This window comes from Streptomyces sp. WM6386, from assembly GCF_000972385.1.
Classification (GTDB): Bacteria; Actinomycetota; Actinomycetes; order Streptomycetales; family Streptomycetaceae; genus Streptomyces.
This window is the reverse complement of sequence record NZ_JXTE01000053.1, coordinates 36854-55939: the sequence shown is the minus strand read 5'-3', so window position 1 is coordinate 55939 and position 19086 is coordinate 36854. Positions and strand designations below refer to the sequence as shown.

20 protein-coding genes are annotated in these 19086 nt (G+C 69.7%); 7 read left to right on the top strand and 13 right to left on the bottom strand.

All coding sequences use genetic code 11. The annotated features are described in order from the left end of the window. Window positions 1-138: 138 nt before the first annotated feature. The 6 genes from cbiE to TN53_RS28290 all read right to left on the bottom strand — a co-directional run bounded on the left by cbiE (window position 139) and on the right by TN53_RS28290 (window position 5988). Window positions 139-1350: a precorrin-6y C5,15-methyltransferase (decarboxylating) subunit CbiE gene (gene cbiE, locus TN53_RS28315; protein ID WP_046261524.1), complete on the bottom strand. Its 1212-nt coding sequence runs from the start codon at window positions 1348-1350 to the stop codon at window positions 139-141. Between the two features lie 105 nt (window positions 1351-1455). Then, complete coding sequence (locus tag TN53_RS28310) at window positions 1456-2094, bottom strand: GNAT family N-acetyltransferase (RefSeq protein WP_046261523.1); 639 nt, start codon at window positions 2092-2094, stop codon at window positions 1456-1458. Between the two features lie 170 nt (window positions 2095-2264). Continuing rightward, a complete protein-coding gene (locus TN53_RS28305; protein WP_046261522.1) occupies window positions 2265-3101 on the bottom strand; it encodes a MetQ/NlpA family ABC transporter substrate-binding protein in 837 nt (278 codons plus the stop codon). A 78-nt stretch (window positions 3102-3179) separates the two neighbouring features. Continuing rightward, entirely contained in the window at window positions 3180-3908 is a 729-nt protein-coding gene (locus tag TN53_RS28300; protein ID WP_046261521.1) for a methionine ABC transporter permease, read from the bottom strand. Continuing rightward, a complete protein-coding gene (locus tag TN53_RS28295) occupies window positions 3905-4993 on the bottom strand; it encodes an ATP-binding cassette domain-containing protein (protein WP_095046778.1) in 1089 nt (362 codons plus the stop codon). The genes TN53_RS28300 and TN53_RS28295 overlap by 4 nt, the downstream gene beginning before the upstream one ends. Window positions 4994-5337: 344 nt before the next feature. Further along, a complete protein-coding gene (locus tag TN53_RS28290) occupies window positions 5338-5988 on the bottom strand; it encodes an HAD family hydrolase (RefSeq protein ID WP_046261519.1) in 651 nt (216 codons plus the stop codon). A gap of 149 nt (window positions 5989-6137) precedes the next feature. On the opposite strand from TN53_RS28290, the gene TN53_RS28285 reads away from it, so the two are divergent. Beyond that, complete coding sequence (locus TN53_RS28285; RefSeq protein WP_046261518.1) at window positions 6138-6497, top strand: hypothetical protein; 360 nt, start codon at window positions 6138-6140, stop codon at window positions 6495-6497. Then, window positions 6478-6915 carry a hypothetical protein gene (locus tag TN53_RS47920; RefSeq protein ID WP_046261517.1) on the top strand — a complete coding sequence of 146 codons (438 nt, stop codon included), beginning with the start codon at window positions 6478-6480 and terminating at the stop codon, window positions 6913-6915. The genes TN53_RS28285 and TN53_RS47920 overlap by 20 nt, the downstream gene beginning before the upstream one ends. A gap of 7 nt (window positions 6916-6922) precedes the next feature. On the opposite strand, the gene TN53_RS28275 is transcribed toward TN53_RS47920, so the two are convergent. The 3 genes from TN53_RS28275 to TN53_RS28265 all read right to left on the bottom strand — a co-directional run bounded on the left by TN53_RS28275 (window position 6923) and on the right by TN53_RS28265 (window position 9211). Beyond that, window positions 6923-7420, bottom strand: coding sequence for a GNAT family N-acetyltransferase (locus TN53_RS28275; protein ID WP_046261516.1), 498 nt, complete (start codon window positions 7418-7420; stop codon window positions 6923-6925). A 46-nt stretch (window positions 7421-7466) separates the two neighbouring features. Then, complete coding sequence (locus tag TN53_RS28270) at window positions 7467-7973, bottom strand: RNA polymerase sigma factor (protein WP_046261515.1); 507 nt, start codon at window positions 7971-7973, stop codon at window positions 7467-7469. A gap of 74 nt (window positions 7974-8047) precedes the next feature. Next, window positions 8048-9211, bottom strand: a complete 1164-nt coding sequence (locus TN53_RS28265) for a glycerophosphodiester phosphodiesterase (protein WP_046261514.1) — start codon at window positions 9209-9211, stop codon at window positions 8048-8050. A gap of 332 nt (window positions 9212-9543) precedes the next feature. Here TN53_RS28265 and TN53_RS28260 point away from each other — a divergent pair, with 332 nt between their 5' ends. Beyond that, a complete protein-coding gene (locus tag TN53_RS28260) occupies window positions 9544-10218 on the top strand; it encodes a lysophospholipid acyltransferase family protein (protein WP_046261513.1) in 675 nt (224 codons plus the stop codon). Window positions 10219-10281: 63 nt separating this feature from the next. On the opposite strand, the gene TN53_RS28255 is transcribed toward TN53_RS28260, so the two are convergent. From TN53_RS28255 to argH, 4 genes are all read right to left on the bottom strand, one after another. After that, window positions 10282-11808, bottom strand: coding sequence for an MFS transporter (locus tag TN53_RS28255; protein ID WP_046261512.1), 1527 nt, complete (start codon window positions 11806-11808; stop codon window positions 10282-10284). Continuing rightward, entirely contained in the window at window positions 11805-12353 is a 549-nt protein-coding gene (locus tag TN53_RS28250; protein ID WP_046261511.1) for a TetR/AcrR family transcriptional regulator, read from the bottom strand. Before TN53_RS28250 ends, TN53_RS28255 begins: the two co-directional genes overlap by 4 nt. 81 nt (window positions 12354-12434) lie before the next feature. Beyond that, window positions 12435-13406 carry an aldo/keto reductase gene (locus TN53_RS28245; protein ID WP_046261510.1) on the bottom strand — a complete coding sequence of 324 codons (972 nt, stop codon included), beginning with the start codon at window positions 13404-13406 and terminating at the stop codon, window positions 12435-12437. 185 nt (window positions 13407-13591) lie between these two features. Then, a complete protein-coding gene (gene argH, locus TN53_RS28240) occupies window positions 13592-15022 on the bottom strand; it encodes an argininosuccinate lyase (RefSeq protein WP_046261509.1) in 1431 nt (476 codons plus the stop codon). A 225-nt stretch (window positions 15023-15247) separates the two neighbouring features. Between argH and TN53_RS28235 the strand changes: the two genes are divergently transcribed. From TN53_RS28235 to TN53_RS28220, 4 genes are all read left to right on the top strand, one after another. After that, entirely contained in the window at window positions 15248-16132 is an 885-nt protein-coding gene (locus tag TN53_RS28235; protein ID WP_046261508.1) for a hypothetical protein, read from the top strand. 123 nt (window positions 16133-16255) lie between these two features. Further along, entirely contained in the window at window positions 16256-16840 is a 585-nt protein-coding gene (locus TN53_RS28230) for a pyridoxamine 5'-phosphate oxidase family protein (RefSeq protein ID WP_046261507.1), read from the top strand. 3 nt (window positions 16841-16843) lie between these two features. Continuing rightward, window positions 16844-17545, top strand: a complete 702-nt coding sequence (locus tag TN53_RS28225) for a L,D-transpeptidase family protein (RefSeq protein ID WP_046261506.1) — start codon at window positions 16844-16846, stop codon at window positions 17543-17545. 125 nt (window positions 17546-17670) lie between these two features. Continuing rightward, entirely contained in the window at window positions 17671-19053 is a 1383-nt protein-coding gene (locus TN53_RS28220; protein ID WP_046261505.1) for a ferric reductase-like transmembrane domain-containing protein, read from the top strand. Window positions 19054-19086 lie beyond the last annotated feature (33 nt).

Here is a 19086-nt window from a genome sequence, read left to right as displayed (position 1 = left end):
GCCGTACCACACCCACCCCAAAACGGGCGCGTTTTCCGGACATTGACGAACGAAAGGCCGGTCCACGGAAGCGGTACAACAGTCGGCCAGCCTACCGCGCGCAGTACGACAACAGGATCACGGGACCAACAAATGGGGTCACGTCGCCCGGTCCGGGAGAACCCCGCTGAGCAGGAACGCTACGCTCCGCTCCTTCTCCGTCCAGGCCCGTGTGTCGAGTTCGACGGACTGGATCAGGGCGCACTCGACGCGGTAGCCGTGTTCGGTCAGGTCACGTCCGACGAGTTCGGCCTCGTCGCGTGTCATGGCGTGGGTGACAATGCCCTGCGGGCGGCGGTCGGCGACCGCGGAGACCACGGCCGCTCCCCCGCCGCCGACGCGGACGACGTCCGGCTCGGGGAGGTTCTCCAGTACGTGCGGGGCGGTGCCGCGGATGATCTGGAGCTGGACGCCGAAGCGGCGGGCGGCGGCGTCGGTGCGGCCGCAGGCGATGAGGTCCCGGTCGACGGCGATGACGGCGGCCCCGGCCCGGGCGGCCTCCACGGCGAAGGCGCCGCTGCCGCAGCCGATGTCCCACACGAGGTCGCCGACGCGGGGTCCGAGGCGGGCGAGTTGGGCCGCGCGCAGCAGATCCGTCTCACCTTCGCCGAGCGGACCGTCGTACGCCTCGGCTGGCAGCGCCCAGCCACGGGCCCCGGCGGCCGGCTCGCGCCCGGAGATCCAGCCGCCGCCCTCCCCCGCGGTCACCGGGCCGCCGATCACGATGACGACGTTCGGATCCCGCCAGCTGTGGTCGGCGGCCTTGTCGGAGGTGAGGATCGTGACCTGTTCACGCTCGGTGCCGAGTTCCTCGCAGATGACGAAGGTGCGGTGGACGCCCTCCATCAGCAGGCCGAGTTCGGCGGGCCCTGCGCCGGGAGAGGTGAGGACGGCGACCTTGGTGTGGGCGCGGCACACGTTCACCGCGCGTCGCAGGGTGCGCCGGTGTGCGACGACCACCTGTGCGTCGTCCCAGGGCATGCCGGCGCGGGCGAAGGCGGCGGCGACCGAGGAGACGGCGGGGACGACCTCGACCTCCAGGCCGAACTCAGGTGCGCGCAGGGTTCGTACGACCCCGAAGAACCCGGGGTCCCCGTCGGCGAACACGACCGCCGTGCCGCGATGGCCGGCGATCCGGCGGGCGGCCAGGGAGACACTGCCGAGTCGGATGCGTTCGGCGGCGGGGGGCACCTCGGGCAGTGCCAGGTGGTGGGCGGCACCGGCCACCAGCGTGGCGGCACCGAGGGCGGAGCGTGCCGCGGCGGTCAGCGGCGAACCGTCCCAGCCGATCACCGTGACCCGGTCGGCCATCGTCGTCAGTCTCCAGAGGGTTTGCGCAGGTCGTCAGGGGCGGGCTCCGTGAGGGTACCTGGTCGACCCGGCGAACACGGCAGCGGTCCCGATGCCTCCCCTGGTTCAGTTCCAGTCGCCGTACGAGGTGAAACCGTCGGAATCGGTCAGCTGCTCTCCGGTGCCCTCGATGTCCTCCGGCAGCAGGCTCCAGACGATGAAGTCGGTGCGGACGTCGCTCCAGGTGTCGTCCTCGGTACGGACTCGCGCTATGCAGGCGTTGCGCAGGACGCCCTCGCTGATGCAGCCGATCTTCTGGGCGACCTGCTGGGAGGCGGTGTTGTCGGCCGCCGTGCGCAGCTCTATGCGCTCGAACTTCTGGTCCGTGAACAGCCATTGGGCGGTGGCGAGCGCCGCCTCGGAGGCATAGCCCTCGCCGCGGGCCCAGGGGGCGATGATGTACGACAGCTCGGTGGCGCGGATGTACCAGTTCGTCTTGGTCAGCTGGACGACGCCCACCAGTCGCTGGGTGAGGAACTCCGTTACGGCGAGGTCGAGTCCACGGCCCGCCTCGCGTTCGGTGGGCGCGTGATCGGTGATCCAGGTGCGGGCGCCGTCCTCGCTGAAGGGCTGGGGGACGTGGGTCCAGGCGGCGACCTGTTCGTCGTTCATCATCTCGGCCAGCGCGGACACATCGTCCTCGTCGAGGGGACGCAGCACCAACCGCTCCGTGCTGATGGAGATGTTGGGGAAGGTGCTAGTCATGCGCCGCTCCGTAACCTTCGGAAAACCTTCAAGTCCTGCTGAGCTCCTGCTGAACTGCCCAGCATGCAGCATGAAAGCACTGAACCGCACTACAGGGTCCACCCGGGGTGACCGAGTGGACCCTGTGCGTGGCGATACGCGGTATACGCGTCGTCAGTTGGTCAGTCGGCTCAGAACGACGCGATGACCGAGCCGTCGTACTTGTCCTCGATGAACTTCTTGACCTCGGCGGAGGTGAGCAGCTCGGCGAGCTTCTTCACGCGCGGGTCGTCCTCGTTGCCGTCCTTCACCGCGAGGAAGTTGCCGTACGGGTTGTCCTTGGCGGACTCCAGGACCAGGGCGTCCTTCGCGGGCGAGAGATCGGCCTCGATCGCGTAGTTGCCGTTGATGACCGCGGCGTCGACATCGTCCAGGGAGCGCGGGGTCTGGGCCGCCTCCAGCTCCTTGAACTCGAGGTTCTTGGGGTTCTTGGTGATGTCGGCCGGGGTCGCGTCGTTGCCCACGCCGTCCTTGAGCGTGATGATCCCGTTGGCGTCGAGCAGCTTGAGGGCACGGGCCTCGTTCACGCTGTCGTTCGGAACGGCGATCGTCGCACCGCTCTTGAGGGCGTCGGCGCTCTTCACCTTGTTCGAGTAGAGGCCGAGCGGCTCCAGGTGGACCGTCACGACGGGCACGATGTGGGTGCCGTTCTTCTTGTTGAAGTCGTCGAGGTACGGCTGGTTCTGGAAGTAGTTGGCGCCCACCGAACCGTCTTCGGTCGCCGTGTTCGGCGTGACGTAGTCCGTGAACTCCTTGACCTCCAGGTCGAGGCCCGCCTTCTTCGCCAGGTTGTCCTTCACATAGTTCAGGATCTCGGCGTGCGGGACGGGGCTCGCGGCGACGACCAGCGGGCCGCTGGTGTCGGCGGAGGCGGATGTGGAGGAGTCCTCCGAGCCGCAGGCGGAGAGACCGAAGGTGAGGGCTCCGGCGGCGAGGACTGCGGTGGTGAGCTTTACGGTGTTACGCACGAAAAGTGCCTTTCCTTTTGGGTGCAGCGACCCCGCGATTGGGTGCACGGGGAAATCTGGGGGTTGTCGCGGAATGGCTCAGACGGTCTTGGTGTCCGCCGTCGCGGCCTTCAGCAGCCGCAGCCTCGGCGTCGGGCCACCGCCGCGTCCGCCCCGGCTGTACAGGGCGCGGGCCGCGTAGTCGCCGGCGAACTGGATGACCGAGATGACGACGGCGAGGATCGCCACGATCACCCACATCAGCTCGCTCTCGAAACGCTGGTAGCCGTAGCGGATGGCCAGGTCACCCAGGCCACCGGCACCCACGGTGCCGGCCATCGCGGAGTACCCGATGAGGGCGACGACCGTGGTGGTCGCCGAGGCGATCAGGGATGGCAGCGACTCGGGCACGAGAACCTTGCGCACGATGGTCCAGGTGTTGCCGCCCATCGACTGCACGGCTTCGACCAGCCCGCCGTCCACTTCGCGGACGGCCGTCTCGACCAGCCGAGCGAAGAAGGGGACTGCGCCGACGGCCAGCGGCACGATGGCGGCGTCACGGCCGATGGTCGTCCCGGTGATCCAGCGAGTGAAGGTCATCAACGCGACCATCAGGATGATGAACGGCATCGAGCGGGTCACGTTCACGATCTGCCCGATGACCTTGTTGGCGACGACGTTCTGCAACAGCTCGCCCCGGTCGGTCAGGACCAGCAGCACTCCGAGAGGAAGTCCGCCGCCGATGGCGATGAGTGTGGACCAGCCGACCATGTACAGCGTGTTCCAACACTCAGGCTCCAGCAACGCCCACATCTGCGACCAGGTCACTTCGCACCTTCCTTGACCAGCAGGGGCTCCTGGCCCACGACGTCGATCTGAAGACCCTGTTCGCGCAGGAAGCCGATCGGCACGACGTTGTCCTCGTAGCGGCCGGGCAGTTCGATGCGCATCCGGCCGACCTGGAGGCCGCCGACGGTGTCGATGGCGGCGCCGAGGATCGAGATGTCGATGTTGTACGTGCGCGACAGCTGGGAGATGACCGGCTGGGTCGCGGCCTCGCCGTGGAAGGTGACGTCGATGACGGTGCGGTCGTCGCCGGTGGCCTCGCCGCCGACGGGGAAGAGCGCGGTGGCGAGCTCGGAGCCGGGGGTGGCGAGGAGTTCGCTGACGGTGCCGGACTCGACGATGCGGCCGTTCTCCATGAGGGCGGCGGAGTCGCAGATCGACTTCACGACGTCCATCTCGTGGGTGATGAGGAGGACGGTGAGGCCGAGCTGGCGGTTCAGGTCCCGCAGCAGCTGGAGGATCGAGCGGGTGGTCTCCGGGTCGAGGGCGCTGGTGGCCTCGTCGGAGAGGAGGACCTTGGGGTCGCCGGCCAGGGCGCGGGCGATGCCGACGCGCTGCTTCTGGCCGCCGGAGAGCTGGGCGGGGTAGGCCTTGGCCTTGTCGGAGAGACCGACGAGGTCGAGGAGTTCGAGCGCCTTGCGGGAGCGGTCCTTGCCGGACGTGCCGAGGATCTCCAGCGGCAGCTCGACGTTGTCCTGGACGGTCCGGGAGGACAGCAGGTTGAAGTGCTGGAAGACCATGCCGATACGGCTGCGGGCCCGGCGCAGTTCCCTGCCGGCCCGCGGACCGCGGCCCGCGAGGGCGGTGAGGTCCTGGCCGGCGACGGCGACCGTGCCGGCGGTGGGCTTCTCCAGCAGGTTGACGCAGCGGATGAGCGAGGACTTGCCGGCGCCGGACTGGCCGATGACGCCGTAGACCTCGCCTTCGCGGACGTGGAGATCGACGCCGTCCAGGGCGGTGACCTCACGGCCGCGGGAGCGGTAGACCTTGGTCAGGCCCGTTGTGGTGATCACTGGGGTTTCCGTCACTGTCGGGTGCAGGGCGTGGGTGTGCCCTGGCGGGTGCATTCGGTCGGGAACGCGGCACGGTTCTCGTGCGGTGGCACAGGAGCCGGGGAGAACATGTGCGCGATGGGGGTCCCCCCACGCCGTTCAGGCAGTGGGGGAGGCGTCGGTCACGTACGGCATTCAGCGCACGGACATGCCACGGCGTCTCGCTTCGGGGCGCGAGCTCGGGGTGGTGCGGGGGCCCTCTAGAAGGCGCACATTCGACACATACAGCGAGCACCGGGCGTCATGGTCGCCTCGGTCGCAAGGGTGCGGCTGCTCGTCGTGGTCATGAAATCAGTAAAGCAGATCCACGGTCCTGACAAAGCGCCGCTGTCCGCATGCCGGACAGCGGCGGACAGGGGTCAGGGGCGGGCGGAGATCTCCACTCCCCCGTCGGCGACCAGGGCCGACAAGGCCGACAGGTTGTCGACGACGAGGTCGGCGTCGAGCTCATGGGCCTGGTGGGTTGTGGCCAATGCCACGGTGGTCATCCCGGCGGCGCGACCGGCCCTCAGGCCCGCGGGGGCGTCCTCGAAGACCACGCAGCGCGCCGGGTCGACGCCGAGTGCGCGGGCGGCGAGGAGGTAGGGCTCGGGGTCGGGCTTGCCGCGGGTGACGTCCTCGGCGGCGACGAGGGTCTTGGGCAGGATGCCGACGGCGTCCAGCCGGGCCTCGGCGAGGCGCCGGGTGGCGGAGGTGACGACGGCCCAGCGGTCGGCGGGCAGGGAGTCGAGGAACGCCTTCGTCCCCGGCAGCAACCGCACACCCCCGTTCGGCACGTCCTCCACCTCCAGCTTCTCGATCCGCGCGACCGCCTCCGGCACGACCTCGGCGGGCAGCAGGTCGGCGGCTATCTCGGCAGCGGTACGACCGTGCAGCTCGATGCGCCCGAACTCCTCGGCCGTGATCCCGTACTCCGCGGCCCACTGGCGCCAGCAGCGGTCCACCGAGGCGAGGGAGGAGACGAGGGTGCCGTCGTTGTCGAAGAGCAGGGCTTGTGCGTGGATCGTCATGGTCTAGACCCTACGGGGCCTCGGGAGCGTGATCGCCCGGCCGGTGACCGGCGGTGACAGGGCCGAACCCCGTGTTCGGCGTCCGGCCCGGACCGGAGGCCGCCGGGGTCGGCCGCATCAGGGCTTTCGGGCCGTAATAGGGTCGGCGCATGCTTGATGCCCTGACGCTTGTGACCGGCGTCGCCGCGCTGTTGCTCGCCGCGTGGTGCGGCTGGGCGGCCTATCGCGATGAGCCGACGAAGGACTGGCACTTCATCGGGATGGGTGTGGTGTCGCTGCTGGCGCTTGTGCAGCTGGTGGTCGGGATCGTGCAGCTGGCGCGGGGCGAGAAGCCGGAGCAGGGGACGACGATCTTCGTGGCGTATCTGCTGGGCGCGTTCGCCTGTGTCCCGGCCGCGGGGTTCATGTCGCTGTCGGAGCGGTCGAAGTGGGGCTCGGTGACGGCCGCCGCCGGCGCTGTGGTGCTGGCCGTTCTCGAGGTGCGGCTCTATGACATCTGGGGAGGCTGAGGTGACCGTGACGGAGGGCGAGTCGGCGAAGAACCGATTGGTCAGCGGTCCTGGCACGCTGCTGGTGTGGCTGTACGGCGTGATGGTCGTCGGTGCGGTGTCGCGTTCGATCTACCAGATCGCGACCGAGTTCGACCGGGCGCCGCTCGCCTACTCCCTGTCCGCCGTCGCGGGTCTGGTGTACGGCTTCATCACCTACACGCTGGTGCGCGGCGGGGAGACCGCCCGCAAGGCGGCGCTGGTGTGCTGCGCCGCCGAGCTGGTGGGTGTGCTGACGGTGGGCACCTGGACCCTGCTGGACCCGTCGGCGTTCCCCGACGCGACCGTCTGGTCGGACTACGGCATGGGGTATGTCTTCATCCCCGTACTGCTGCCGCTGTCGGCCATCTACTGGCTCCGTAAGGCGCGGACCGTCTGACAAGCCCTCAGGCCGTCGCCGCGTAGGCGCCGGCCGGCTTCTCCAGGACGATCATCGGTACGCCGTCCGCGCCCTTGGAGGTGCCGACCGCCTCGTAGCCCACCTTGCGGTAGAGGCGGAGGTTGCCCTCGCTGCGGTGGCCCGTGAAGAGGCGGAACCGGGTGGCGCCGCGCTCCTCGACCAGAGCCGATTCGGCCGCGCGGAGAAGCCGGGCACCGATGCCGTGGCCCTGGAGACGGGGGTGGACGCAGAGCTTGCCGATGGCGGCCGAGCCGTCCTCGGTGATGCGGCCGCGCACGGAGCCGACCACCTCCTCGCCGAGCCGGGCCACGAAGACGCAGTCCGCGGCGACCTCCCCCCGGACCGAGTCCAGGGTCTGGACGAGCGGATCGATGCGGTAGTTGCCGTACAACGCCGCCTCGCTCTGGAAGCACAGGTACTGAAGCCTGAAGATCTGCTCCGCGTCCTGTTCGGTCGCCACCGAGATGGTCACGCTCATGCCCATGTGCGCACGCCTCCCGCTCACCTGATCGCCATTTCGTCCTTCACTCCTATCCCCGCGCTCCGCGGGCCGCAACCTCCGGTGTGAGCAATCGGCGAAGACAACCCAGGCATCTGGAACGTTCCGGACCGAGACTGCCCTGTGAGATACCCAACTCCCCCGCGATTTCCCGATAGGTGAGGTCCATCGGGGAGAGCAGCGCCTCCATCAGACTCGGGCAGCGGCCCGGCAGACGGCGTACGGCATCACGCAGCGCCCGGCCGCGGGCCGCCGCGAGGGCGAGGTGTTCGGGGGTGCGGTCCACGTCGTCCGCGGGCTCGGTCTCATACGGCCGTTCGAGCCTGGTCGTACGACGGGTACGGCGGGACTCGGAGCGGACGGCTCTGCGCAGCCAGCCCTGCGGGTCGCTCGGCGGGCCGTCGGTGTCGAGGCGTTCCAGAAGGCGGAGCCAGACCGCCTGTTCCAGGTCGCCCGGTTCCGCACCGGTGGCATGTGCCTCGGCGGAGGCCTCGGCGGTGAGCAGGGGGCGCAGCGTGGCCACGAGGTCGTGCGTCATATGCCTGACGACGCGGCCGCCCGGGCTGCGGGTTGCCCGGACGGCCGGTTGTCACCCCAACCGGGGTCGCGCGCTCAGCCGTTGACGAAATCCTGGCGGGCCAGCAGGCCGGTGTCCGGGTTGTCGGTGAAGACTCCGTCGATGCCTGTGGCGAAGTACGTCCGGTAGGCGCCGAAGACATCGCCGTACGCGTCGGCGTCGGTGCCCTTGCGGAACTCGGTGGGCAGGAAGGGGTTCTCGTTGCGCATGGTGTACGGGTGCAGGATCAGGCCCGCCTTGTGCGCGTCCGCGACGAGGGTGGTCGGCGTGGTGAGGCTGCCGTTCGCGTCCTTCGGGATGACCAGGTCCAGGGTCGGGCCGATGCCCTGGGCATAGTCGGCGATCTCCTTGAGGCCCTTGGGCGTGATCAGGTCGGCGACCGTGCGCGGGTCACCCGTCTCGACGAAGTCCCAGGGGCGGCCGGCCGCGGAGGAGAGCAGGACGACCAGCGGGTTGCCGACCAGCTTGTTCAGCCGCTGGATGCTGGTCGGCTCGAAGGACTGGAGGATGACCGGCGCGTTCCTGCCGTCCTTGCCGTACTTGCGCAGCAGCTTCGCGACCCGCTCCTCCAGGCCCAGGCCCAGCTTGCGGAAGTACGTGGGGTGCTTGGTCTCGGGGTAGATCCAGACCTGCTTGCCCCGCTTGCGGGTCTGCTCGTCCTGCCACTTCAGGACCTCTTCGAAGGTGGGGATCTCCCAGCGGCCGTTGTAGAGGGTGTTGTGCGGACGGTTGGCCGGGATGCGCTCGATCGCGCGCAGGGTCTTCAGCTCGGCGAGCGTGAAGTCCTCGGTGAACCAGCCGGTGACGGAGACGCCGTCGAGGAGCTTGGTGGTCTTGCGGCCGGCGAACTCGGGATGGTCCGCGACGTCCGTCGTGCCTCCGATCTCCGGCTCGTGACGGCAGACGAGGTGACCGTCCCTGGTGGGCACCAGGTCGCCGGCCTCCACGACATGGGCGCCCAGGTCGAGGGCGAGCTGGTACGAGCCGAGGGTGTGCTCGGGCCGGTAGCCGCTGGCGCCCCGGTGGCCGATGATCGTCGGCACGGGCAGGCTCTTCACTCCTCCACCATGCCGGTCCTCGCCCGCTCTCGCGGTACCCGACAGTCCGAGGACCGCTCCGCTCGCACCGAGCACCGCGGCGCCGAGAAGTGCCCGCCGTCCGGTGCCGCCCACCTGCTCGTCCGAGTTCTGCGTTCCCATGAGGGCCCTCCCTGCGTCGGCTCTGCGCTGCGGGCCGATCGTAGGTGCGTGTACATGACGGACGGGAGACCTCCGGCAGAACACGCGGGTGACGCTGGAAGTCGTACCGAGGGTTTGAGTTGACGGCTCATCAGAAGGGGTACGCGATGTCCGTCACATCATGGCCAACGGGTTACGGGCGGTACACCGTGCGCCACCGCAGGTAAACCAGCGTCAACAGTGCGTAAGACCTCGGTGAACCCGGCGCACCCGATGTGCACGACCCCCGGAACCGCGAGTATCGTCCTCACCTGCACAGACATATACCGATTCACTTGACACCGGAGGATCCGTTGTCCCGCTTCGCGCTCATCAAGGCAGTGCTCGGACCGATCATGCGCCTGATGTTCCGCCCCCGGGTGGAGGGCGCGGAGCACATCCCGGGAGACGGTCCGGTGATCCTCGCCGGCAACCACCTCACGTTCATCGACTCGATGATCATGCCGCTCTTCTGCGACCGTCAGGTCTTCTTCATCGGCAAGGACGAGTACGTCACCGGCAAGGGCCTCAAGGGGCGTCTGATGGCCTGGTTCTTCACGGGCTGCGGCATGATCCCGGTCGACCGGGACGGCGGGCGCGGCGGTGTCGCGGCGCTGATGACCGGGCGCCGGGTGCTGGAGGAGGGCAAGGTCTTCAGCATCTACCCGGAGGGCACCCGCTCCCCCGACGGCCGGCTCTACCGCGGTCGCACCGGAATCGCGCGGCTGGCCATGATGACCGGTGCGCCGGTCGTGCCGTTCGCCATCATCGGTACGGACAAGGTGCAGCCGGGTGGGGCCGGCATCCCGCGGCCCGGCCGCGTCACCGTTCGCTTCGGTGAGGCGATGGAGTTCTCCCGGTACGAGGGGATGGACCGGGATCGGTATGTGCTGCGGGCGGTGACGGACTCCGTGATGACGGAGGTCATGCAGCTGTCCGGTCAGGAGTACGTGGACATGTATGCGACCAAGGCCAAAGAGGCCGCGTAGCACTTCGGCCGCGGGGCGGCGGGGGCTGGTTGCCCAGTCCCCCGCGCCCCTGAGGTGCGTCTCCTAACCGGCGTTCTCCAGGCGCTGTTCCTTCAGCAGGAACCACGCCCCCACCGCCGTTGCCAGGAGCACCACCGCGCCCACACCCGCCGCCAGCGACAGGCCGTCCACGAATGCCTGCCTCGCCGAGTCCAGGAGTGCCGCCGACTGCTGCGCCGGCATCCCTGCCGCCGCCTCCACCGCGCCGCTCAGCGACTCGTGCGCCCCCTGCGGTGTGCCCACCGGGCCCGTGAAGTCGCGGTACACGCCCGTCACGATGGAGCCCAGGACGGCGATGCCCAGGGCCGCGCCCAGTTCGTAGGCCGTCTCCGAGACCGCCGACGCCGAGCCCGCCTGTTCCTTCGGCACGCCCGACAGGATCACGTCCGCCGTGACCGTGAACGAGAAGCCCGCGCCGATGCCGACGACCAGCAGGGCCGCGCCCAGCAGCGGGTAGCCCGTCGACTGGTCGATCACCGTCAGGGAGGCCAGTGCCAGGCCGACCGCCGCCAGGCCGCCCGCGACCACGGAGCGGACCGAGAAGCGGCGGGCCGCGCGGCCGGCGAGCAGGCCTGCCGCCACGGCGCCGATCGCCGCGGGCAGTTCGGCCAGGCCGGCCTCCAACGGGCGCCTGCCCTGCACGAGTTGCAGGTACTGCGAAAGGAAGAACACCAGACCCGACAGGCCGAGGATGGTCAGCAGGTCGGACAGGACGGCCGCGCTGAAGCCTCGGTTGCGGAACAGGCGCATGTCCAGCAGCGGGGTCGGCAGGGTCAGCTGGCGGCGGACGAACCAGATCAGCGCACCCGTGCCCAGCAGGGCGACGGCGGCGACCTCACCGCTGAAGCCGTGGGTGGCGGCCTCCTTGACGGCGTAGACCAGGGCGATCATGCCGACCAGGGACAGGGCCACGCTGAGCATGTCCCACGGGCCCGGGTTCGGGTTCTTCGACTCCGGCAGCAGTTTGATGCCGACGACGACCAGGACCGCCATCACGGGCAGGTTGATCAGGAAGACCGAGCCCCACCAGAAGTGTTCGAGCAGGAAGCCGCCGGCGATCGGGCCGATTGCCGTACCGGCGGAGGCGGTCGCGCCCCAGATGCCCACGGCGAGGCTGCGTTCGCGCGGGTCGTGGAAGAGGTTGCGGATCAGGGCGAGGGTCGCCGGCATCAGCGTCGCGCCCGCCACGCCCAGCAGGGCGCGGGCGAGGATCATCAACTCCGGTGTCGTGGCGTAGGCGTTGAGGACCGATATCGCACCGAACGCCGTGGCGCCGACGAGGAGGATCTTCTTGCGGCCTATACGGTCGCCGAGGCTGCCCATCGAGACGAGCAGACCGGCGATGACGAAGGAGTAGACGTCGCCGATCCAGAGGAGCTGGGTGCCGGACGGCTCCAGGTCCGCACTGATGTAGGGGGTCGCGAGACCGAGGACGGTCGCGTCGACGGCCACCAGCAGCACGGCGAGCACGAGGACGGACAGCGCGAGCCAACGTCCCGGGCGCTTGGTCACCGCCTCGGTCGTCGACGCCGGCTGCAGGGTGCTGGTCATGATTCCTCTCTCCGTAGTGCTCCGCCGAGCAACAGCTCGACGATCATGTGGTGGAAGTCCTTGGCGGCCACCCGGCCCTCCGACACCGCCCAGGCGCCGGAGGCCAGCAGGCCGTACAGCGCCTCGGTGAGCCAGGTCGGCGTGAGGTCGATGCGGAACTCGCCGCCCGCCTGGCCGCGCTTGAACAGGGCCGCGATGCGCTCGTCGATGCGGGTCCAGCCCGCGTTCTGCTCACCCTCGAACAGCTGGTTCTCGCTGTAGAGGAAGGCGAGGAGGGCGGCGGCCGGTTCGATCTCGCGCACCAGTCGCCGTACGGCGTCGCCGGCGGGGCCCTCGTCCGGGCGGGCCGCGTCCAGGGCGGCCTCGCATTCGGCGATGCCGAGCGCCTCCAGGGCCCGTACGAGCGCGTCGCGCCCGGCGAACTGGCGGTGCAGGGTGGCGCGGCTGATCCCGGCGGCCTTCGCGACCTCGTCCATGGTCGCGGTGGATTTGCGGGTCAGCAGGGCCGCGGCACTGCGCAGCACGTGGTCACGATCGACAGCCATGAGACAACCATAACCCATGTGAGACATCAGCGTCTCATTATGGGCATGGATGTCTCATGAGCTCCGTCGAGCGTGTCTCTGTCAGTGCCAGGGCAACTGCCCGCGCCGCGCCCAGTACGCCTGCGGCTCCTCCACGAGCTCGGCGAGGCGGGCCAGCTGGGCCTCGTCGAGGTCGACGACCGCGGCATGCAGGTTGGAGGCGAGCTGGCTGCTGGTGGCGGCGCCGGACAGGACGACGCCGGCCCAGGGCCGGCACAGGATCAGGGCGAGGGCGACCGCGTCGCAGCCGAGGCCCGTCTCCGCGGCCACCGCCTTCAGGGCGTCCGGTGCGTACGGGTCCGCGAGCCTGCCGTTGGCCATGCCCTCCTTGACGATCACGGTCAGTCCGGCGTCGTGGGCCTCGGCGAGGGCGGGGGCGGCCGAGGTCTCCAGGGCGTTGTAGGTGGACTGGACCGTGCGGAAGAGGGGTTCGCCGTCGACCGTCACGGCGAGGGCGGCGCGGATGGCGTCGGCCTGTGCGGGGCCGCTGGTGGAGAAGCCGATGCTCACGCCCGCGGCGGCCGCCTCGGCCAGCTTCGCGTGGAGTTCCTTGTCGGTGAGGGCCGGGCTGTCCGGGGTCACCGAGTGGATCTGGTAGAGGTCCAGGCGGTCGCCGAGGCGTTCGGCGGTTTCGCCGCGCTGACGGACGTAGGTCTGGACGCTGTGGTCCTTGACCTCGTGCTTCTCGGCGTCGGTGGTCCAGGCGGCGGTGTAGGTGTAGCCCCACTTGCTGCCTACGACGATGTCGTCGATGTCGGGGCGTGCGTTGAGCCAGTCGGCGAGGAACTCCTCGGACCGGCCGTAGGAGCGGGCGGCGTCGAAGTAGCGGACGCCCTGAAAGTAGGCGGCGTCGAGGAGTTCGTGGGTGCGGGTGCGCAGGGCTTCGACGCTGCGGTTCTCTCCGAGGTCTTCGTCGCGGCCGAGGTTGATGTAGCCGGGGCGACCGACGGCCGCGAGCCCGAGTCCGATGTGGCAGGTGGGGGTTGTCGCTGTCGCCAGGCGGGCGAAGGGCATCGCGGGCTCCGTTCGGTCGGGTCCGGTGACGGTCTGCGGCCAACGTAACCCGCGATGACCTTTGGATTCGCCCAAGAACTCGGTCGGTGCGGTGCTTTGGCGGCTGCGGACTCGTTGTGGCTTGTCGCGCAGTTCCCCGCGCCCCTGAAGGACCTGCGGTCCACAGGGGCGATCACACCCGAGCGCTACTTCTTCTTGGCCGTGGCCCACTCGTGCTGGGCCGCCACGTTCGCCTTGACCTCTGCCAGCTGCACCGCCACCGCGCTCGGCGCCGTACCGCCGCGGCTGTTGCGGGAAGCCAGCGCGCCCGGCACGTTCAGTACCGTCCGCACCTCAGGCGTCAGATGGGCGCTGATCTTCGCGAACTGTTCGTCCGTCAGGTCGCCCAGTTCCTTGCCCTCGGACTCCGCGACCTTGACGCACTCGCCGGCGACCTCGTGGGCGACGCGGAAGGGCACGCCCTGCTTGACCAGCCACTCGGCGATGTCGGTGGCGAGGGAGAAGCCCGCCGGGGCCAGCTCCTCCATGCGCTCGCGGTGGACCGTCAGGGTGGCCATCATGCCGGTGAAGGCGGGGAGCAGGACCTCGAGCTGGTCGCAGGAGTCGAAGACCGGCTCCTTGTCCTCCTGGAGGTCGCGGTTGTACGCCAGCGGGAGCGCCTTGAGCGTGGCCATGAGGCCCGTCAGGTTGCCGATGAGGCGGCCGCTCTTGCCGCGCGCCAGCTCCGCGATGTCCGGGTTCTTCTTCTGCGGCATGATCGACGAGCCGGTCGAGAACGCGTCGTGCAGAGTCACGAAGGAGAACTCCTTCGTGTTCCAGATGATGATCTCCTCCGCGATCCGGGAGAGGTTCACACCGATCATCGCGGTGATGAAGGCGAACTCGGCGACGAAGTCACGCGACGCCGTGCCGTCGATCGAGTTGCCGACGCTGCCGTGCTCGAAGCCGAGGTCCGCGGCGACCGCCTCCGGGTCCAGGCCCAGGGAGGAACCGGCCAGGGCGCCCGAACCGTACGGGGAGACCGCAGTCCGCTCGTCCCACTGACGCAGCCGCTCCGCGTCCCGGGACAGGGACTGCGCGTGCGCCAGGACATGGTGGGCGAAGAGCACCGGCTGGGCGTGCTGGAGGTGGGTGCGACCGGGCATGGCCACGTCCGGGTGGGCCTCGGCCAGGCCGATCAGCGCGTCCTGGAGTTCGGCGATCAGGCCGCCGATGATCCGGGCGTGGTCCCGGAGGTACATGCGGAAGAGGGTCGCGACCTGGTCGTTGCGGGAGCGGCCCGCGCGGAGTTTGCCGCCGAGGTCGGGGCCGAGGCGCTCCAGGAGGCCACGCTCCAGAGCCGTGTGGACGTCCTCGTCGGCGATCGTGCCCACGAAGGAACCGTCGGCGACATCCGCCGCGAGCTGGTCCAGGCCCGCGGTCATCCGCGTCAGCTCGTCGTCCGTGAGCAGCCCCGCCTTGTGGAGCACGCGCGCGTGGGCACGCGAACCGGCGATGTCGTAGGGCGCCAGCCGCCAGTCGAAGTGGACGGACGCGGACAGCTTCGCCAGGGCCTCGGCGGGACCGTCGGCGAAACGGGCGCCCCAGAGCCGGACATCACCGCTGTTGCTGCTCACTTGCGTTGCTCCTAGAGAGGGTGTGGTGAGAGGGTGTGGCGCCTTCACTGTCATGCATGAGTATGCAGTGCAATGCATGATTCGTCAATCGCGGCAGGTTCGGCCGCGAATTTGCAGATCCTTTGAACATGGGTAACCGCTTACCCGTACTTCCCGCCGAACGCAGGCGCCGCGTTTGTACAACCCAGAGACGACGACACCCCTCGACCCTTGTGAGGCATCAGCATGTCCAGGGCTCTTCCGAAGTACAACAAGCGCCGCGTCGCGTTGATCGGCGGGGCCACCGCCCTCGTGCTGACCGGTGCGGTGATCGCCGGTTCCGCCCTCGCCGGAGAGACCTCCAAGAGCAACGGCACGACCAACGCCCAGACCCTCGCCGACCCCGGCACCATCAGCTGCCCGGACGTCGCCTCCCAGCTCCCCGCGATCCCGGCGACCGCGCAGGCCGAGGTCGACCGCAACATCACCCTCCTGCAGACCCAGATCGACGAGGCCAACCAGCGACTCGTCGACACCGTGGGCCAGGGCGGAGCCAACTTCGTCCAGAACGCCATCCTCGGCCCGCTGGAGGACAAGCGGATCGCCGTGGTCAACCGCATCGCCACCGCCATCGGGCGCACCGCCGACCGCCCGGCGGGCCTGGAGGCGCTCGCGCCCTGCGCTCTCAACGCGGGCGGTGTCGCCGAGGAAGAGGCGGGAGCGGGCGAGGAGGCCGGGGCGGGCGAGGAGGCGGAGGCCACGCCGAGCGAGACCGCCTCGGAGGCGGCAGGCGCCGAGGACACCGGCAACGCGGAGGACGCGGGCGGGGCCGCCGCCGCGGGAGCCATCACCTGCCCGGACGTGGCCTCGCAGCTGCCCGCGATCCCGGCCACCGCGCAGGCCGAGGTGGACCGCAACCTGGCGCTGCTGAACACCCAGATCGCCGAGGCGAACAAGCGGATCGTCGACACGGTCGGCCAGGGCGGACCGAACTTCGTCCAGAACGCCATCCTCGGCCCGCTGGCCGACAAGCGGAAGTCGACCATCGACCGTATCGCCATCTCCATCGGCCGCACCGCCGAGAAGCCGCAGGGCTTGGACTCCCTCGCCACCTGCACGCTCACCCAGTGACGTGACAGGTGTGCTGTGGCCGCCCCGACTCCAGCGCCGGCCGGGGCGGCCACGGCGACGCCTGCCGAATGGATCCCAGAATTCCTTAGACAGGCGAAAGGGTTGCCCCCATAATCGTTAGACATGGGAAAGACCTACGAACGCATAGACGGCAGGCTGCGCACCTTCATCGAGGCGCAGCCCATTTTCTTCACCGCGACCGCCCCGCTCTCCGGCGACGGCACGGTCAACCTCTCCCCCAAGGGCCTCAAGGGCTCTTTCGCGGTTCTGGACGAACTCACCTTCGCCTACCTGGACTTCGCGGGCTCCAACGCCGAGACGGTCGCGCATCTGCGGGAGAACGGCCGGATCACCCTGATGTGGTGCGCGTTCCAGGGCCCGCCCAACATCGTCCGGGTGCACGGCCGCGGCGAGGCGGTCCTGCGGGACGACCCGCGCTTCAAGGAACTCCTCGGCCACTTCCCGGACATCGACCCGGGTCTGCACGGACTGCGGGCGATCATCGTCGTGACGGCCGAGACGATCCGCGACTCCTGCGGCTACGCGGTGCCCTTCATGACGTACGACGAGGACCGCGATCTGCACGCCAGGCGCTTCGCGCGCGAGGACGACGAGTCGCTCAGCGCCTACTTCGCCAAGAGGCAGATCGCCACGAGCCTGGATGGCCTACCCGGGCTGCCACTGCCGCTGCCGCCCTCTACGGTCTGAGCCATGGGCTCCCCCGCCGTCGCCACGGCTCTCGTGACCGCGTCCCTTCTCGTACTCGGTGCCGTGCCCGGCGGCGGGCAGCCCCTGCCCGCCCGTATGGCCGACACCGGGGGCGGCCCGCAGTTGATCACCGCGGTCGCCGCGAGGACCGGCTCGACCACCGGCACGCTCACCTGGTGGGACCTGCGCAACGGGCAGTGGGTGCGGGCCGGTTCGGCCAAGGCCCGGTTCGGGGCGAACGGACTCGTCGAGGGAGCCTCGCGCAAGCAGGACACCAGCACGACACCGACGGGGCTCTACCACCTGCCGTACGCGTTCGGCATCAAAGGGGCGCCGGGCGGGACGTCGTACAAGTACCGTCCCGTGCGCGAGAAGTCCTGGTGGTGCCAGGACAACGGCTCCCGCTCCTACAACCGTTGGAGCGAGCCCCGTGCGAGGGACTGCCGGGCCGCCGAGTCCGAGCATCTGATCTCGTACGAGAAGCAGTACGCCTACGCCATGGTCATCGGCTTCAACTACACCGCGCCCGTGCGCGGCCGGGGCGCCGGGATCTTCCTCCATGTCAACGGCAGCGGGGCGACGGCGGGTTGTGTGTCGGTGCCCGCGGACGCCATGCGGCGGATCCTGCGGTGGGCCGACCCGGACGACGATCCGCACATCGCGATCGGCACGACGAGCGGGCGCACGGCGATCACCCGGTACTGAGGGGTTACCACCAGTCACTCGAGTCCGCCTCGAACTCGACCGGGCTCTGAACACACGGGCGTCGCGGCACGTACCTCTGGGCCAAGGGACCACGCCAACCCCCTTGCCCCGCTCCCGGAGGAACCGTGACCACCACGCTCGCAGGCGGCCGCGCCGCCCGCCGCCAGACGATGCGCCGCATCCGCCCGCGCCGCTCCCCGGCCGTCCCGCTGGTGATCGCCCTATGGGCGGGCGCGGCCGCGGTGCTGTGGCTGTGGTGGGACAACACCCCGTCCCTCGCGGACAACACCGCCAAGATCCTCGCCGCGGGCCGGATCACGGGTCTGCTCGCCGGCTATCTCATGGCGCTCGTGGTGCTCCAGATGGCCCGGGTTCCCGCGCTGGAACGGCGGGTGGGCTCGGACCGGGTGGCGCGCTGGCACGCCATGAGCGGCCGTTACACGATCTTCCTGGTCTCCGCACATGTCTTCCTCACCATGTGGGCGTACGCGCTCCAGGCAGGCAAGTCGCTCGGCGACGTGGTCCAGCAGACGATCGACTCGGTCAACACCCTGCCCGACATGGGCAAGGCGGGCATCGGCACCCTGCTGCTGTTCGTCATCGCGTTCCTCTCGATCGGCGGGATCCGCCGAATCGTCGGGTACGACACCTGGTACCACATCCACCTGCTGACCTACGCGGTCGTCTACCTGACGTTCTGGCACCAGATCAGCACCGGCAACGAGTTCGCCGTGGAGCCTGCCGCGAAGACCTTCTGGTACGGGCTGTACGGCGTGGTCACCGCGCTGGTGGTCTGGTACCGGATCCTCACCCCGATCCGTCTCAACATGCGGCACCGGATGTATGTCGAGGCGGTCATCGAGGAGACGCCGGGCATCGTCTCGGTGCTCATCGGCGGCAAGAAGCTGCACCGGATGGGCGCGCAGGCGGGGCAGTTCTTCCGCTGGCGGTTCAAGGCGCCGGGCATGCGGTTCAGCTCGCACCCGTACTCGCTGTCGGCGGCCCCCCGCCCCGACATGCTGCGGATCACGGTCAAGGCGATCGGCGACCACACCGAGCGGCTGCGCGAGCTGACGCCCGGCACCAAGGTGTGGGCCGAGGGCCCGTACGGCGCCCTCACCGCCCAGCGCCGCAGCCGCGGCAAGGTGCTGCTGGTCGCGGGCGGGGTCGGCATCACGCCGATGCGGGCGCTGTTCGAGACGCTGCCCGGGGCGTCGGGCGACATCACCCTGCTCTACCGGGCCAACAGCACCCAGGATCTGGCGCTGTGGGACGAGCTGGCCGCCATCGCCGACGAGCGGGGCGCCCGGCTGATGTACGCGGTCAACAGTCCGGACGGCGAGCGGCCCGACATCTCGGCGGAGCGGCTGCAGCAGAAGCTGCCGGACATCGACGAGCACGACGTCTTCATGTGCGGGCCGCCCGGCTTCGCACAGGGCGTGTACGAGGCACTGCGCGGCGCGGGTGTACCCGCCCGCCGCATCCATCACGAGTCGTTCGAGATGTGAGCGACGGGAACTTCAAGGACTTCAGGAGCTGTT